The 15,706-nt window shown below is 68.8% G+C and carries 15 protein-coding genes; 11 read left to right on the top strand and 4 right to left on the bottom strand.

Going from position 1 to position 15,706, the window contains the following annotated elements; genetic code table 11:
- Nucleotides 1–183: 183 nt before the first annotated feature.
- The 10 genes from OP497_RS14760 (at nt 184) to OP497_RS14805 (ending at nt 11,388) form a co-directional block, all read left to right on the top strand.
- Nucleotides 184–780: a DUF4124 domain-containing protein gene (locus OP497_RS14760; RefSeq protein ID WP_280549722.1), complete on the top strand. Its 597-nt coding sequence runs from the start codon at nt 184–186 to the stop codon at nt 778–780.
- 481 nt (nt 781–1,261) lie between these two features.
- A complete protein-coding gene (gene glnL / locus OP497_RS14765) occupies nt 1,262–2,308 on the top strand; it encodes a nitrogen regulation protein NR(II) (RefSeq protein WP_280549724.1) in 1,047 nt (348 codons plus the stop codon).
- Nucleotides 2,301–3,713, top strand: a complete 1,413-nt coding sequence (glnG, locus tag OP497_RS14770) for a nitrogen regulation protein NR(I) (protein WP_280549726.1) — start codon at nt 2,301–2,303, stop codon at nt 3,711–3,713. The genes glnL and glnG overlap by 8 nt, the downstream gene beginning before the upstream one ends.
- Nucleotides 3,714–3,911: 198 nt before the next feature.
- Entirely contained in the window at nt 3,912–4,865 is a 954-nt protein-coding gene (locus OP497_RS14775; protein WP_280549729.1) for a hydroxymethylglutaryl-CoA lyase, read from the top strand.
- Between the two features lie 7 nt (nt 4,866–4,872).
- Nucleotides 4,873–6,075: a CoA transferase gene (locus tag OP497_RS14780; RefSeq protein ID WP_280549731.1), complete on the top strand. Its 1,203-nt coding sequence runs from the start codon at nt 4,873–4,875 to the stop codon at nt 6,073–6,075.
- 128 nt (nt 6,076–6,203) lie between these two features.
- Complete coding sequence (locus OP497_RS14785; RefSeq protein WP_280549734.1) at nt 6,204–7,199, top strand: tripartite tricarboxylate transporter substrate-binding protein; 996 nt, start codon at nt 6,204–6,206, stop codon at nt 7,197–7,199.
- Nucleotides 7,196–7,672, top strand: a complete 477-nt coding sequence (locus OP497_RS14790) for a tripartite tricarboxylate transporter TctB family protein (RefSeq protein WP_280549736.1) — start codon at nt 7,196–7,198, stop codon at nt 7,670–7,672. Before OP497_RS14785 ends, OP497_RS14790 begins: the two co-directional genes overlap by 4 nt.
- A gap of 9 nt (nt 7,673–7,681) precedes the next feature.
- Complete coding sequence (locus OP497_RS14795) at nt 7,682–9,178, top strand: tripartite tricarboxylate transporter permease (protein ID WP_280549738.1); 1,497 nt, start codon at nt 7,682–7,684, stop codon at nt 9,176–9,178.
- A gap of 64 nt (nt 9,179–9,242) precedes the next feature.
- Nucleotides 9,243–10,592: a deoxyguanosinetriphosphate triphosphohydrolase gene (locus tag OP497_RS14800; protein ID WP_280549740.1), complete on the top strand. Its 1,350-nt coding sequence runs from the start codon at nt 9,243–9,245 to the stop codon at nt 10,590–10,592.
- 1 nt (nt 10,593) lies between these two features.
- Nucleotides 10,594–11,388 (top strand): ribonuclease I, encoded by a 795-nt coding sequence (locus tag OP497_RS14805; RefSeq protein ID WP_280549741.1) that lies wholly within the window; start codon nt 10,594–10,596, stop codon nt 11,386–11,388.
- Here the strand turns inward: OP497_RS14805 and OP497_RS14810 are convergent, their stop codons facing one another.
- Nucleotides 11,389–12,300 carry a nuclease-related domain-containing protein gene (locus OP497_RS14810; protein WP_280549743.1) on the bottom strand — a complete coding sequence of 304 codons (912 nt, stop codon included), beginning with the start codon at nt 12,298–12,300 and terminating at the stop codon, nt 11,389–11,391.
- Between the two features lie 96 nt (nt 12,301–12,396).
- On the opposite strand from OP497_RS14810, the gene OP497_RS14815 reads away from it, so the two are divergent.
- Nucleotides 12,397–13,275 carry an NAD-dependent protein deacetylase gene (locus OP497_RS14815; RefSeq protein ID WP_280549747.1) on the top strand — a complete coding sequence of 293 codons (879 nt, stop codon included), beginning with the start codon at nt 12,397–12,399 and terminating at the stop codon, nt 13,273–13,275.
- Here OP497_RS14815 and OP497_RS14820 read toward each other — a convergent pair.
- The 3 genes from OP497_RS14820 to fba form a co-directional block, all read right to left on the bottom strand.
- A complete protein-coding gene (locus tag OP497_RS14820; protein WP_280549749.1) occupies nt 13,256–13,630 on the bottom strand; it encodes a translation initiation factor Sui1 in 375 nt (124 codons plus the stop codon). The two genes, OP497_RS14815 and OP497_RS14820, sit on opposite strands and share 20 nt — an antisense overlap.
- Nucleotides 13,631–13,738: 108 nt before the next feature.
- Nucleotides 13,739–14,422: an HAD-IA family hydrolase gene (locus tag OP497_RS14825; RefSeq protein WP_280549755.1), complete on the bottom strand. Its 684-nt coding sequence runs from the start codon at nt 14,420–14,422 to the stop codon at nt 13,739–13,741.
- Between the two features lie 196 nt (nt 14,423–14,618).
- Nucleotides 14,619–15,683 carry a class II fructose-bisphosphate aldolase gene (fba, locus tag OP497_RS14830; protein ID WP_280549756.1) on the bottom strand — a complete coding sequence of 355 codons (1,065 nt, stop codon included), beginning with the start codon at nt 15,681–15,683 and terminating at the stop codon, nt 14,619–14,621.
- Nucleotides 15,684–15,706 lie beyond the last annotated feature (23 nt).

Below are 15,706 nucleotides of genomic sequence, written 5' to 3' on the forward strand. Positions count from 1 at the left end.
CGGCCCCGCCGCCCGACGGCAACGCCCAGGCGCGCTTCCATCATCCCCTTCTTGGATAGTGTATGAAAGAAAGGGGTTCCGCCATGGCGGAACCCCTTTCTTTCATACACTATCCAAGAAGGGGATGATGCAATCTCGCATGGCCGTTGCCGTCGGGCGGCGGCGACGACGCAGGGGGTAGGCATGAACAAGGCACTCGTGATTCTGGCGCTGGGGCTCTCGGTCAGCCTCGCGGCCCAGGCCCAGACCATCTATCGTACCACCGACGCCCAGGGCAACGTGGTGTTCACCGACAACCCGGAGCGCGGCGGCGAGGAGGTCGACCTCAAGCCGCTGACCGTGGTGCCCGGCCGCGACGAGACCCGCGAGGCCGGGGCGCCGGCCGTGGTCGGCGGTAGTGGCAGCGGCAGTGGCGGCGGGACAGCCGCCGGGCCGGGGCAGCCCTTCATGCCCTACGATAGCTTCGGCATCCTCTCGCCCCGCCAGGAGGAGACGCTGCCCACCGGGGCCGCCGGCAACGTCCAGGTGACCCTGGGCATCCAGCCGGACCTGCGCGAGGACCATCGGGTGCGCCTGCTGGTGGACGGCCGGATCAGCCAGACGGCCATGCACACCGATACCTTCGTGCTCAACAACTTGAATCGCGGCGAGCATGTGCTGCAGGCCGAACTGCTGGATGCCAGTGGCGCGGTGCGCCATCGCACGTCGCCGGTGACACTCTACGTGCAGCGGGCCAGCGTCAACCTGCCCCAGAACCCCAACAATCCAGCCAGCAATTAGCTTCCCCTTCGCCGGCCACATCGGCCGCTGTGTCCGGACGGCACCCACAGGCCCTGTCGCGAGCCCCTGCCACGCGACGAGGGGCGCCTCGATGCCTTCGAACATGCCGACCGGGTGAGCGAGGGCAGCGCCTTCGAGCACCTGGAGCGATTGCGCGACGACGCTACCTCACGCCACCCCGATGACGAACGGGAGTGGCCGGCAACCCCGCACCATCGCCACCCACCTCGTGCCTTCCCGTTTCCGGAGGGGCGCTGACCTTCCTGCTCGACGTTCTCCCGCTGCACGACATTGGGCGTTCGGCACTTCCCTGCACTAAAGTGGTGCACAAAGCCGGTGCGCCCCTGCCCCGATACGGCGCCATGCCGTGCGCCATGGAGTGGCGCGCTTCTTGCAAATGTTTTGAAAGACAAGTCTTGAAAGACAAGTCGTGAGAGCGCCTCTCGAGGGAGGCCACCATCGGACCGGGCAGGACCTCTCCATGTACCAACGCTTGATGGAACACCTCACCACGGCGGTGCTGCTGCTCGATGGCGAGCTGCGGCTGCGCTGGATGAATCCGGCCGCCGAGGCGCTGCTGGCGATCAGCCTGAGTCGCCTCAAGGGGTTGCCCCTGCCCTCCCTGGTGGACGGCGGATCGGAGGTCGGCGAGCTGCTGGCCAAGGCGCGCGACGAGTTTCACCCCTTCACCCAGCGCGAGGCGCGCCTGACCCTGGTCACCGGCGAGGTGCTGACCGTCGACTACACCGTCTCGCCGCTCTCCGCCGACGAGCTGCTGTTGGAGGTGGAGCCTCGCGACCGGCTGCTGCGCATCTCTCGGGAGGAGGCGCTGCAGACCCGTCAGGAGACCATCAAGGTGCTCGCCCGGGGGCTGGCCCACGAGGTCAAGAACCCCCTGGGCGGTATCCGCGGCGCGGCCCAGCTGCTGGAGCGCGACCTCGACGACCCCGGCCTTAAGGAGTTCACCCGCATCATCATCGAGGAGGTCGACCGGCTGCGCGACCTGGTCGACTCCATGCTGGGACCCAACCGGATGATTCGCCACGAGCCGCTCAATATCCACAAGGTGCTGGAGCGGGTGCGCTCGCTGCTGATCGTCGAGCAGCCGGGGGTGTGGGTCGAGCGCGACTACGACCCCAGCCTGCCGGACCTCGCCGGGGACGAGTCCCAGCTGATCCAGGCCGTGCTCAACGTGGCGCGCAATGCCGTGGAGGCCATGACCGAGGCCGGCATCGCCGCGCCGCGGCTCACGCTGCGCACCCGCGCTCGCCGCCAGTTCACCCTGGGCGCCGAGCGCCACCGGCTGGTCTGCGAGGTGGCGATCATCGACAACGGGCCGGGCATCCCCGCGTCGCTGCGCGAGACTCTCTTCTATCCCATGGTCTCCGGCCGCGCCGAGGGCAGCGGCCTGGGGCTCTCCATCGCGCAGTCGATCCTGCACCAGCACCATGGGCTGATCGAGTGCGACTCCGAGCCCGGCCATACCCAATTCCGATTGCTGATTCCGCTGGAGAAGCGCCATGACTGATGTCGCACGCGTGGTGGTCATCGACGACGATCGCGCCATTCGCTGGGTGCTGGAGCGTGCCCTGGCCCAGCCCGACCTCGAGGTCGAGACCGTCGATCGGGCCGATCGTGCCCTGGAGCGCCTGCTCGAGGCGCCGCCGGACGTGCTGGTCACCGATATCCGCATGCCGGGCATCGACGGTCTGGACCTGATGGCCAAGGTGCGCGAGGTCCATCCGGAGCTGCCGGTGATCGTGATGACGGCGCATTCCGACCTCGACAGCGCTGTGGCCTCCTATCAAGGCGGCGCCTTCGAGTACCTGCCCAAGCCCTTCGACGTGGACGAGGCCCTGGCCCTGGTGCGACGGGCCGTGGCCCATGCCCGCGAGCGGCGTCGTCCGGTCAGCGTGCCCGAGGGGCTGGATGCCGAGATCATCGGCGAGGCCCCGGCCATGCAGGAGGTGTTCCGCGCCATCGGCCGACTGTCGCACTCGCACATCACCGTGCTGATCAACGGCGAGTCGGGGACCGGCAAGGAGCGGGTGGCCCGGGCACTGCACCAGCACAGCCCGCGGGCTGGCAAGCCGTTCATCGCCCTGAACATGGCGGCGATCCCCAAGGACCTGATCGAGTCGGAGCTGTTCGGCCACGAGAAGGGCGCCTTCACTGGCGCGACCGCCCAGCGCCAGGGACGCTTCGAGCAGGCCGACGGTGGGACCCTGTTCCTCGACGAGATCGGCGACATGCCCGCCGAGACCCAGACCCGCCTGCTGCGGGTGCTGGCCGACGGCGAGTTCTACCGGGTGGGAGGGCACACCTCGGTGAAGGTGGACGTGAGGATCATCGCCGCCACCCACCAGAACCTGGAGACCCTGGTGGAAGACGGGCGCTTCCGCGAGGACCTCTTCCACCGCCTCAACGTGATCCGCGTGCATCTGCCGAAGCTGGCCGAGCGTCGCGAGGACATCCCGCGGCTGGCGCGCCACTTCCTGGCCGAGGCGGCCAAGGAGCTCACCACCGACGTCAAGGTGCTGACCCCCGAGGCCGAGACTCACTTCACCCGGCTGCCCTGGCCGGGCAACGTCCGCCAGCTGGAGAATACCTGCCGCTGGCTGACGGTGATGGCCTCCGGTCGCGAGGTCCTCGTCGAGGACCTGCCGCAGGAGCTGCGTGAGCCCGGCGCCACCGAGGGCAACGCCGGCGACTGGCGCACCGCCATCCGCGACTGGGCCGACCGGGCCCTGGCCGCGGGCCACACCCACCTGCTCGAGGAGGCGGTGCCGGACGTCGAGCGCATCCTGATCGAGACGGCGCTCAAGCACACCGGGGGACGCAAGGGCGAGGCCGCCGAGCTGCTGGGCTGGGGGCGCAACACGCTCACCCGCAAGCTCAAGACGCTGCTGCCGGCGCTGGCGGAGGGGGAGTAGCCTTGGGCCGCCAAGCCGCCAAGCCGCCAAGCCGCCAAGCCGCCAAGCCGCCAAGCCGCCAAGCCGCCAAGCCGCCAAGCCGCCGCGGGCGGTGGGGGAGTGACCCGCGTCGGCCTAGGACGAAAGGCGCATTGTTGAGTGTGACGCCGCTGCCGTAGCGTCGATGCATAAGCAACCTACCATTCAATAGGACGCCTCATGTCTGCCGCACCAGAAGCGCTTCCGACGCGTGTCCAGGTCACCGAGGTAGGCCTGCGCGACGGCCTGCAGAACGAGCGCGTGGTTCTCACCACCGAGCAGAAGCTGGCGCTGGCCCGCGCGCTGATCGCGGCCGGGGTGCGTGAGTTCGAGGTCACTTCCTTCGTCAGCCCGCGGGCGGTGCCGGCACTGGCCGATGCGGCGGAGTTGGTGGCGGCGCTGCGAGAGACTTCCGGCCTGCACCTTTCGGCTCTGGTGCCCAACCTGCGTGGTGCCGAGCGCGCCCTGGAGGCGGGCGTGGACTCGGTGGTGCTGTTCGTCTCCGCCTCGGAGAGCCACAACGCCAAGAACGTGAATCGCCGCGTCGAGGAGTCCCTGGCGGGCTTCGAACAGGTGGCGCGCCTGCTTGAGGGCACTGGAGTCGCGCTGCGTGGGGCCATCGCCACCGCTTTCGGCTGCCCCTTCGAGGGCAATGTTCCGGTACGGGCGGTCACCGACATTGCCCGCCGCTTCGCCGATCTGGGGGCCTCCCGCTTGTCGCTGGGCGATACCACCGGCATGGCCACGCCGCCGCTGGTCGCCGAGCGCGTCCACCATCTGCGCACGGCGGTATCCGGCCTGCCGCTGACCCTGCACTTCCACAACACCCGCGGTATCGGCCTGGCCAACGTCATGCAGGGGCTGGCGCTGGGCGTGGACCGCTACGAGAGCTCCATCGGTGGCCTGGGTGGTTGTCCCTTCGCGCCGGGTGCTTCAGGCAATATCGCCAGCGAGGACCTGGCCTACCTGCTCGAGGAGATGGGCATCGACACCGGCCTCGAGCTCGGGGGGCTGATCCACGCGGCAAGGTTGGCCAGCGAGATGATGGGGCGCCCCTTGCCGGCCCAGGTCTCCAAGGCCGGGCCGCGCCTGGCGCTGAGCGCATGCGATGCCGTGCCCACGGCGCAGGGGTGATAGGTACATGACATCCTTCGCTTCCCAGGCATCGGGCTCCTTGACCGGCATTCGCGTTATCGACCTGACGCGAGTCATTTCCGGCCCCTTCTGTACCCAGATCCTCGGCGATCATGGCGCCGACGTGATCAAGGTCGAGCCTCCAGGCAAGGGCGACGTCGTGCGCAGCCAGGGCAACATGGTCAACGGCGAGAGCTGGTATTTTGCGCAGTTCAATCGCAACAAGCGCTCGCTTACCCTCGACCTGCGCAGCGCCGAGGGTAAGCAGATTCTCTATCGCCTGCTGGAAGATGCCGACGTCTTGGTGGAGAACTTTCGCCCCGGCGTGCTCGCCAAGATGGCCCTCGACGACGACACCTTGCGTGAGCGCTTTCCGCACCTGGTGGTGGGGCGCATCAACGGCTTCGGCTCCAGCGGCCCCTATCGCGACCGTCCCGCCTACGACTTCGTCGCCCAAGCCATGAGCGGCTTCATGGGCGTGAATGGCCCGGCCGACGGCGAGCCGATGCGGGCCGCCCCGCCCATCAGCGACATGGTGGCCAGCCAGAACCTGGCATTCGGCATCTGTGCCGCCCTGGTCCGCCGCGAGCGCAGTGGCCAAGGGGACATCGTCGAGACGGCCCTGACCAACGGCCTGATCGCCATGATGGGATACCTGGCCGCGGAGTTCTTCGCCACTGACCGAGTCCCGGCGCGCACCGGCAACGACCATCCCATGCTCTATCCGTATGGCCTGTTCAGGGCCAGCGACGGTGAGGTAGCCATCGCACCCAGCAACGACACCATGGTGGAGCGCTTTCTCGGCGCCTTGGACATGCTGCACCTACTCGATGAAGCGCGCTTCGCGGATAACCGCCAACGCATGGCCAATCGCGATGCGCTGCGTGAGATCCTCAACGACGTCACCGAAACGCGCCTGGTGGATGAGTGGATCGAGCACTTCAACCGGGCGGGGGTCCCGTGCGGGCGGGTGCACGACCTGCGTGAAACGTTTGCCGACCCGCAGGTGCAGGCCCAAGAGATGTGTCTGTCGCTGGATCAGGCCTCCGGCCGAGTTCCCGTTACCGGCTTTCCGGTCAAGATGCGTGAGGCTCCCGCCACCTTGTATCACCCAGTGCCGCGACTCGGCGAGCACACCCGCGAGATCCTGGCAGAGCTCGGCCTTGATGAAGATGAGTTGAAGGCCCTGGAGGCACAGGGCGTCATTTGAACCTACGCTGCAGAGGGTCCCGGGCCCGGCGGGGCGCGTGGCCATAACAACAGTCGCTATAGCAACAGTCGTTATAAAAACAGTCGCTATAAAACAGTTGCGATAAAAACAACAGGAGGATCAACGAGATGCCAACCATGAAGCACGCCACCCGGGGGATTGCCGCCTCGGCCCTGCTGGGGCTCGGCCTGGTCACCAGCATGCCCGGCCATGCCCTGCCCATCAGCGAGTGCATCGCCCCGGCGGATCCCGGCGGCGGCTGGGACTTCACCTGCCGCTCGGTAGGCAAGCTGCTGCTCGACCTGGAGCTGACAGACGGCCCGGTGCAGGTCACCAATATGCCGGGCGGGGTGGGTGCGGTGGCCTTCGCCAACGTCGAGAGCAACCGCGCCGACGACAGCGACCTGATCGTCGCCACCAGCACCGTGGGGGTCACCCAGATCGCCCAGGGCAAGTACCCCGGCGGCGCCGACACCATGCGCTGGCTGGCCATGCTCGGCACCGATGTGGGCGTCATCCTGGTCGATGACGACAGCGAGTACCAGACCCTCGAGCAGCTGCTGGACACCATCGTCGAGGATCCGGGCGCCTTGGCCGTTGCCGGCTCCAGCGGTGCCGGCGGCTGGGACCACATCCGTGCGCTGATGCTGGCCAAGGCGGCCGGCATGCCGGATAACCAGATCGGCAGCCTGCGCTGGGTGCAGTTCGACGGGGGCGGCCCGGCCGTGACCCAGATGATGGGCGGCCACGTGGATGTGGTCTCGACAGACCTGGGGGAGATCGCCGGTTTCATCGAGTCGGGCGACGTGCGCGTGCTGGCGGTGCTCTCCGAGGAGCCGTTGCCCGAGCCCTTCGCCGACCTGCCCACCGCCGCCTCCCAGGGCTATGACGTTGCCGGCTATAACTGGCGCGGCTTCTACACCGGTGGCGAGGTCTCCGACGCGGACTATGCCGCCATGGTGGAGGATCTCCAGGCGCTCTACGACAGCGACGAGTGGAAGGACGTCGCCCAGCAGAACGGCCTGGTCCCGCTGTGGCGCGGTGGTGAGGCGTTCGACGCCTTCGTCCGCGAGTCCATCGACGAGGTCGAGGCCATTTCCCGGGAGATCGGTGTCATCCAGTGAGTGATCTCCTGCAGGACGACGCCGGGCGGGTGCCCGGCGTCATCGGCGATCGCATCGCCGGGGCCCTGTTGCTGGCGCTGGCGGTGGGTGCCTGGTGGCTCTCCCACGACCTGGAGTCGGGCTTCATGCAGCCCATCGGGCCGGGCGAATACCCGCGTCTGATCAGCCTGCCCCTGGCGGCGCTGTCACTGCTGCTGATCCTGCGTCCCGGCGTCAACCAGCGCTGGCCGGGTCGCGCCGTCCTGCTACGCCAGGCGCTGACCCTGCTGGTGCTGGCAAGTTTCGCCGGCCTGGTCAAGCCGCTCGGCTTCCTGCCGGCCTCCCTGGTGGCGGTGGTGCTGCTGGTCCGCCTGTTCGGGGCCTCCTGGAAGCCCGCCCTGGTCAGTGGCGCCGTGCTCGCCCTGGCCCTCTATGCGCTATTCGAATTCGCCCTCGGTATTCCGCTTCCCGACATGCCGGGCCTGGACTGGTAACGCCGCGATATGGATATCCTCGCCTTCCTCGTCCAGGGCTTTGCCGTGGCCCTGGAGCCCCAGAATCTCTTCCTGGCGTTCATCGGCTGTGTCATCGGCACCCTGATCGGCGCGCTGCCCGGCCTGGGGCCGGTCAACGGCGTGGCGCTGATGATCCCACTCTCCTTCAACTTCAGCCTGCCGGCCACGGGGGCGCTGATCCTGCTGGTCAGCGTCTACTACGGCTGCATGTATGGCGGACGCATCAGTTCCGTCGTGCTCAACATCCCCGGCGACGAGCCGGCCATGATGACCACCCTGGACGGCTACCCGATGGCACTGCAGGGGCGTGGCGGCGAGGCGCTGGGGCTCTCTGCGGTGGCTTCCTTCGTCGGCGCCGGGGTGGCCACCCTGGGGCTGGCACTGTTCGCGCCGCTGTTGGTCCAGTTCGCCATCCGCTTCGGCCCGGCGGAGTACTTCGCGCTCTTCGTGCTGGCCTTCGCCACCATCGGCGGGGTGACTGGCGGCAGCCTGGTCAAGAGCTTCATCGCCGCCTTCCTGGGGCTGTTGTTGGGCAGCGTCGGCATCGATGCGGTCAGCGGGGTGCCGCGCTACACCTTCGGGTTCTACGAGCTCTACGACGGCATCGACTTCATCGTCGCTCTGGTGGGGCTGTTCGCCATCTCGGAGTGCCTGATCTACCTGGAGGACATTCGCGGCACCAGCCGCCCGACCTTGACACTCGGCTCGGCGATGCCCGGTGTGCGTTCCGCCGGACGCTGTGCGCCGACCATCGCCCGCGGCTCGCTGATCGGCTTCGTGGCCGGGGTGCTGCCCGGCGCCGGCGCGGCGCTGGGCAGCTTCCTCGCCTACATGTTCGAGAAGCGCTGGGTGGGGCGCGACGGTCACTTCGGCCAGGGTGATCCGCGTGGCGTGGCGGCGCCCGAAGCGGGCAACAACGCCGCCGCCGGCGGTGCACTGATTCCCATGCTGTCGCTGGGCATCCCCGGCAGTGGTACCACGGCGATCCTGCTGGCGCTGCTGCTGTCGATGAACATCACCCCGGGGCCGCTGCTCTTCGAGCAGCAGCCGGAGATGGTGTGGGGGCTGGTGGCGGCACTGGTGATCGGTAACTTCGTGCTGCTGGTGCTCAACGTGCCGCTGGTGGGTCTGTTCGCCAAGGTGCTGCAGGCGCCGGGCTGGTTCCTGATGCCCATGGTGGTGATGGTGGCCTTCGTCGGCGTCTACTCGCTCAACAACAGCGCCTTCGACCTCTACATGATGCTGGGTTTCGGGGTGTTGGGCTATGCACTGCGCAAGCTGGAGATCCCCACGGTGCCGGTGGTGCTGGGCCTGCTGCTGGGCGGGCAGATGGAGTTCAACCTGCGCCGCGCCATGTCGATCTCGGGTGGGGAGTGGAACATCCTGTGGAACAGCGGCATCTCGGTGGGCATCTACCTCTTCGCCGTCACCCTGATCGTTGCCGGCCTGGTCTACTCCTGGATGGTCAGGGCGCGCCTCGCCTAGGCCGACTGGACTGGGCGCCGGCGCTCGGGGCTGCCAGAATGGGCCATCCAAGGAGAGAACACCCATGACGCAGATGAGCTGGGAGCGGCTGCTCGACCCGGGTCGCCTGCACGACCGGCGCGGCGAGCGCCCCGGCGGGGCCCGCGACGAGATCGGCCGCAGCCCCTTCCACAAGGACCACGACCGCATCGTCTTCGCCGGCTCCTTCCGGCGCCTGGGGCGCAAGACCCAGGTCCACCCGCTGACCGACAACGACCATATTCACACCCGGCTGACTCACTCCCTGGAAGTGGGCTGCGTGGGGCGCTCGCTGGGCATGATCGTCGGCGAGCGGCTGAGTGGCCGCCTGCCCGACTGGATCACCCCGGCGGACCTGGGGGTGATCGTCCAGGCCGCCTGCCTGGGCCACGACATCGGCAACCCGCCCTTCGGCCATGCCGGCGAGTACGCCATCCGCGACTGGTTCGCCCGCGCCGCGGCCGATGGCAGTGGCCTGCTGGAGGGGCTCTCGGCGCCCGAGCGCCAGGACCTGCTCACCTACGAGGGCAATGCCCAGGGCTTTCGCATCGTCACTCAGGTGGAGTACAACCAGTTCCGTGGCGGCATGCGCCTGACCACGGCGACGCTCGGCACCCTGCTCAAGTACCCCTGGACCGTGGAGCACGGCGGGGCGGCCGGCAAGTTCGGCTGCTACCAGAGCGAGCGCGAGCTGCTGGCCGAGGTGGCCGAGCGGTTGGGCCTGCTGCCCCGCGGCGAGGGGCGCTGGTGCCGCCACCCGCTGGCCTGGCTGGTGGAGGCCGCCGACGACATCTGCTATGCGCTGCTCGACCTGGAGGATGGCCTGGAGATGGGCATCCTGCGCTTTGAAGAGGTCACCGAGATCCTGATCCAGATCGCTGGCGGCGAACCCGCCGACTACGCCACCATGCAGCGCCATGGGGTCTCCCAGCGGCGGCGCATCGCCGCCCTGCGCGGCGCGGCCATGGAGCGGGCGGTGAACGACGTGGGGGCGGTGTTCGTGCTGCACGAGGCCGAACTGCTGGGCGGGCGCCTCAAGGACGACCTGCTGGAGCTCTGTCACCCGGACCTGGGCTGGGGGGTGAAGGCGGCCAAGCAGCTGGCCCGCGAGCGGATCTTCCAGAACGAGCGCAAGGCCAAGCTGGAGATCGGTGCTTATACGACGCTGGGAATACTTCTGGAGGCCTTTATCGGTGCCGCCCATGAGCTGCACCATACCGGCCGGTCCACCTTCAAGCACCAGCGCGTGCTGGCGCTGATCGGCGAGAACACCCCGCGCCCTTCCTGGAGCCTCTACGACAGCTACCGGCGCATGCTCGACTTCATCGGCGGCATGACCGACCACTACGCCGTGGACCTGGCCCAGGAGATGGGCGGCCGGCTGCGGGGGGATTGAGATGGCGATGCTGCGGGCCGCAGCGGCTGGTTGGCGAAGTGCGCTGCTCGGGCTGGTGCTGCTGCTGGCGGCCTTGCCGTCCCTGGCCGAGGCACCCCTCGAGGGGCTTCCGGCCGAGGGCTTCGACCACTACACCCTGGCGCTGACCTGGCACCCCGGCTTCTGCGAGAGCCGCTCGCGCCCACCCCGGGAGTGCCGTGAACCGGACCTGCGCGAGTGGGCCGAGCGGGGCTTCGTGCTGCACGGCCTGTGGCCCTCGCTGCCCGCGCGCTTCGCCGAGCGTGGCATCGACCGGCGCCGCTGGTGGCGCGAGGGCTGCTTCCTCGAGACGCCGCGACCCGACGGCAGCTTCTGCCGCGCTCATCCGCCTCTCGACCTGCCGGAAGCGCTGGGCGACGCCCTGGACGCCGCCATGCCGGGGCGTGCCAGCTGCCTGGGCCGCTACCAGTATGCCAAGCACGCCGCCTGCCTGGCGTTGCCCGAGGCGGCGTACTTTTCGGCCTCGGTGGCCCTGGTCGAGCGGGTCAACGCGAGTGCCTTTGGTGCCTTCGTGACCCTCAACCAGGGCGGCGAGGTGGCGCGCAATGACCTGATCAATGCCTTCGAGGCGGCCTTCGGTCAGGACACGGGGCGTGCGCTGCGGCTGGAGTGCGGTGGGCGCGGCAATCGCCTGCTCACCGAGGTGCGCATCGGGATCGCGGCCGCTCGCCTGGCGGACTTCCCGGCGGCCGAGAGCCTGGTGCGCCAGGACCGTGGCCGCTGCGCGACCCGGGTGCGGATCACCACCTTCGACTGATCAGACCGAGGGGCCCGCCAGGGTCGGCAGGTCCAGCAGGCTGGCGCGATGGCGCAGGACCGTGATCACCGCGTCGTGGGTGGCATCGTCGACCTCGCCCAGCCGGGTCGCGGTGAGCTGCCTGGCCAGGTCGCCGCCACCGACCACCAGCAGGTCGTCCGCTGCCTGGCTGGTGTCGATCTCCCAACCGGGCAGGGCCAGCACGCCCTTGACCGGTACCGGACCGCCGACCTGGCGTTCGAGCCAGCCGGTCAGCCAGCGCGTGGCCTGGCGGGTCTTGCGCAGTGGGCGACGCTCGTTCCAGCCCGGGAAGCGCAGGCGATCCGGCTCCACGGCGACCAGGCTGACCTCGCGGCCGCCGGGCGTGATGGCGGGGGTGCGGGCGCGGGTCTCGACCACGAAGATGCCGTGGGGGGTGACCGCCACATGGTCGATGGTATAGCCATCGCCGGGCACGTCGTGGAAGACGTAGTAGGGGTGCGCCTCGGGGCGGATCATCCGCTCGAGCTCCTGGCCCACGGCGAGTTCGCAGGCCAGTCCCAGCTTGAGCCGGCGGATGCGCTGGAAGTCGCGGATCAGCAGGAAGCAGAACACCAGTGCCAGCAGGGTGCAGAGCGCGCCGTAGAGCGCCCACTCGATCCAGTTCTGCTCGCTGGAAAAGAGCATGCGGCCCATGCCGTAGACCAGCGGCGCCAGGGTGACGATGGGGCCCAGGGCGCCGTCGAGGAAGAGGCCGGCGAAGGCGCGGTCGAGGCGGTCGCGCAGGGCCTGTCCGGGCTCGCGCAGCGGGTGGGCGTCGAAGGGCGAGCGCACCCGGGCATCGTGCAGGTTGCGCAGCGCCATCACGATCACCGCGGTGGCCGCCAGCGGGAACAGGAAGATCAGCGGGAGCAGGTATTCCAGCCAGGCCATCGGGATTCCTTGCCCTGAGGGGGGGGAGGGTCCATTCTAGACAACCTCCCCCTCGCGGGGCCATGCTCTTTCGGTGTGATTGGTGAGGGGGCGAGTGTGAATCAGGTTCTGAGTGGCACCTCCGGTGATCTTGAGGCGCTTGCCGACTTCGTCGCGCGGCACCCGCGCCTGGCGGTACTTACCGGCGCCGGCATCAGCACCGCCAGCGGCATTCCCGACTATCGCGACGACCATGGCGATTGGAAGCGCCCGCCGCCCATGCAGCACCAGGTGTTCATGGCCAGCCATGCGGCGCGCCAGCGCTACTGGGCACGGGCCCTGGTGGGCTTTCGTACCCTGCAGGAGGCCAGGCCCAATGCGGCCCACGCGGCCCTGGCGCGGCTCGAGGCGCTGGGCCATGTCAGCGGGGTGATCACCCAGAACGTTGATGGCCTGCACCAGCGGGCCGGCTCGCGGCGGGTGATCGACCTGCACGGCCGTGCCGACATGGTGCGCTGCATGGGCTGCGGTGCCCGGCGCATGCGCCATGACCTGCATGCCGAGCTGGCCGAGCGCAACCCGCACTGGCTGGAGGCCGGCGCCCGGGCGGGCCCGGACGGCGACGCCGACCTGGAGGCCGACTTCTCGGGGTTCCGGGTGCCCGACTGCACGCGCTGCGGCGACGGCATCTACAAGCCCGACGTGGTGTTCTTCGGCGACAGCGTGCCGCGCACCACCGTGGAGGTCGCCTTCACCCTGCAGGGCGAGAGCGATGCGCTGCTGGTGGTGGGTTCCTCGCTGATGGTCTTTTCCGGCTTCCGCTTCGCCCGGGCGTCGGCCCGGGAGGGCCGGCCCATCGCCTGTCTCAACCTCGGCCGCACCCGGGCCGATGCGCTCTATGCGCTGAAGGTAAACGCCCCGGCCGAGGCCCTGGCCTCGCTGTGCGAGCTGCTGGCGGGCGGCGCGCCCCGAGGCATCAACCGCCGGCCAGCCTGACCCGGTAGCCGCGCTTCTCGAGTTCGCCCTTGAGCAGCTCGCGGTGGTCGCCCTGGATCTCGACGACGCCCTCCTTGACCGCCCCGCCGGTGCCGCAGCGCTTCTTCAGTTGCTTGGCCAGAGCCTTGAGCTCGCCTTCGGGCAGCGAGATGCCCTCGAGGGTGGTCACGCCCTTGCCCTTGCGGCCGCTGGTCTCGCGGCGGATGCGCACGATGCCGTCGAGCTCGGCCAGACGGGCCCGTTCGGCCAGCTCGGCACACTCGCACTCGGCCAGGGGCCGGCGGCACTCCGGGCAGGTATCGCCATGTTCGGTGGAGTAGACCAGGCCGCCGAGCTGATCCTTCAGGGATGCCATGTCGGCCTCCTCGTGTTGGAGAATATTCGGCCGATGATAATCCTGCGGCGGGCGCTCTGCATCCGCGGCCGCTGTCCACAGGCGGTGTGGCAGGAGGAGCGGTGGATATCAGGCGTGGGCAGCCAGGGCGCGGCCACTCTCCAGGTGGCCGATCACCGTGGGCAGCTGGAACATGTTGCTGATCATGATGGCCCCCTCCGGCGTTTCCTCGACGTCGGGGAAGCGATTGAGGTGGATCACCGTCATACCGGCCGCCAGCGCGCCCCTGACGCCCACCAGGGCATCGTCGATGACCACGCACTCCTCCGGCGCGAAGCCCATCAGGCTGGCGGCATGGCGGAACAGGCAGGGGTCGGGCTTCCAGCAGTTGGCCGTATAGGCGCTGAACAGGCGCTTGCCGAATACCTCGGCAAGCCCGGTGGCCTCGAGCGAGGTACGGATCTTGTTCTCCGGGCCATTGGAGACCACCCCCATGGGATGGCCGGCGAGAGCGGCCAGCGCCTCGGTGGCGCCATTGATGGCGATCAGCTCGCTGGCCAGGCGTCGGTTGAGGTTGGCGCGCATGCGACACTCGAGGGTGTCGAGTCGCGCCGGGTCCACGTGGCCGTGGCGGCGCTCCAGTTCGGCGACGATGTGGCGAAAGCGGGCCCCGCGGAACTCTCCCATGTAGTCGCTGGCCTGGAAGGGCAGGCCGGCGTCGGTCAGGCTCGACGACATCTCGTCGGCGAGCAGTGGCTCGCTGTCGACCAGGGTGCCGTCGCAATCGAAGAGCAGGCAGAGGGGGCGTGCCATCACCGGGCCTCACGAAGAATCAGAACGTTATATGCTCATTGTTACAGATGTCGGGTCTTCCTGCCCAATATTAAAGCCCAGTTTCCCTTTTTTGTGAACAGTGTTCTTGAATGGTGCGATGCGGCATCGGCGATGCCTGGCGCGCAACGACAAGGGCGGCCCCTTGGGGCCGCCCTGACGGTTCAGGCTGACGGGATCACGATACCTTGGGGTCGAGCTCGCCGCGCTCGTAGCGCAGGTACATGGCTTCGAGGTCGATCGGCGTGATCTTGCTGGCCTGGCCGGCGGTGCCGAAGGCCTCGTAGCGCGCCTTGCAGATCGCCTTCATGGCCGCCGTGGAGGCCTTGAGGAACTTGCGCGGATCGAACTCGGCGGGGTTCTCGGCCAGGAAGCGGCGCACCGCCCCGGTGGAGGCCAGGCGCAGGTCGGTGTCGACGTTGACCTTGCGCACGCCGTGGCGGATGCCCTCGACGATCTCTTCGACCGGCACGCCGTAGGTCTCGGGCATCTTGCCGCCGAACTCGTTGATGATCTCCAGCCACTCCTGGGGCACCGACGAGGAGCCATGCATCACCAGGTGGGTCTCCGGGATGCGCTCGTGGATCTGCTTGATGCGCTGGATGGAGAGGGTGTCACCGGTGGGCGGCTTGGTGAACTTGTAGGCGCCGTGGCTGGTGCCGATGGCGATGGCCAGGGCGTCGACCCCGGTGGCCTTGACGAAGTCGGCGGCCTCTTCCGGGTCGGTGAGCAGCTGGTCGTGGTCCAGCTTGCCCGCGGCGCCGATGCCGTCCTCCTCGCCGGCCATGCCGGTCTCCAGGCTGCCCAGGCAGCCCAGCTCGCCCTCCACCGAGACGCCACAGGCGTGGGCCATCTCCACGGTGCGGCGGGTGACGTCGACGTTGTAGGTGTAGTCCATCGGGGTCTTGCCGTCCTCGCCCAGGGAGCCGTCCATCATCACCGAGGAGAAACCGAGCTGGATGGAACGCTGGCAGACGGCGGGGCTGGTGCCGTGGTCCTGGTGCATGACCACGGGGATGTGCGGGAACTCCTCCACGGCGGCCAGGATCAGGTGGCGCAGGAAGGGGGCGCCGGCATACTTGCGGGCGCCGGCGGAGGCCTGGACGATCACCGGCGAGTCGGTCTCGTCGGCGGCCTCCATGATGGCGCGCATCTGCTCGAGGTTGTTGACGTTGAAGGCCGGCACGCCGTAGCCATGCTCGGCGGCGTGGTCCAGCAGCTGGCGCATGCTGATCAGAGCCATGGATTCACCTGTTCTGTATAGAT

Origin of the sequence: Halomonas sp. 11-S5 (assembly GCF_029889825.1) — a bacterium.
Taxonomy (GTDB): domain Bacteria; phylum Pseudomonadota; class Gammaproteobacteria; order Pseudomonadales; family Halomonadaceae; genus Halomonas.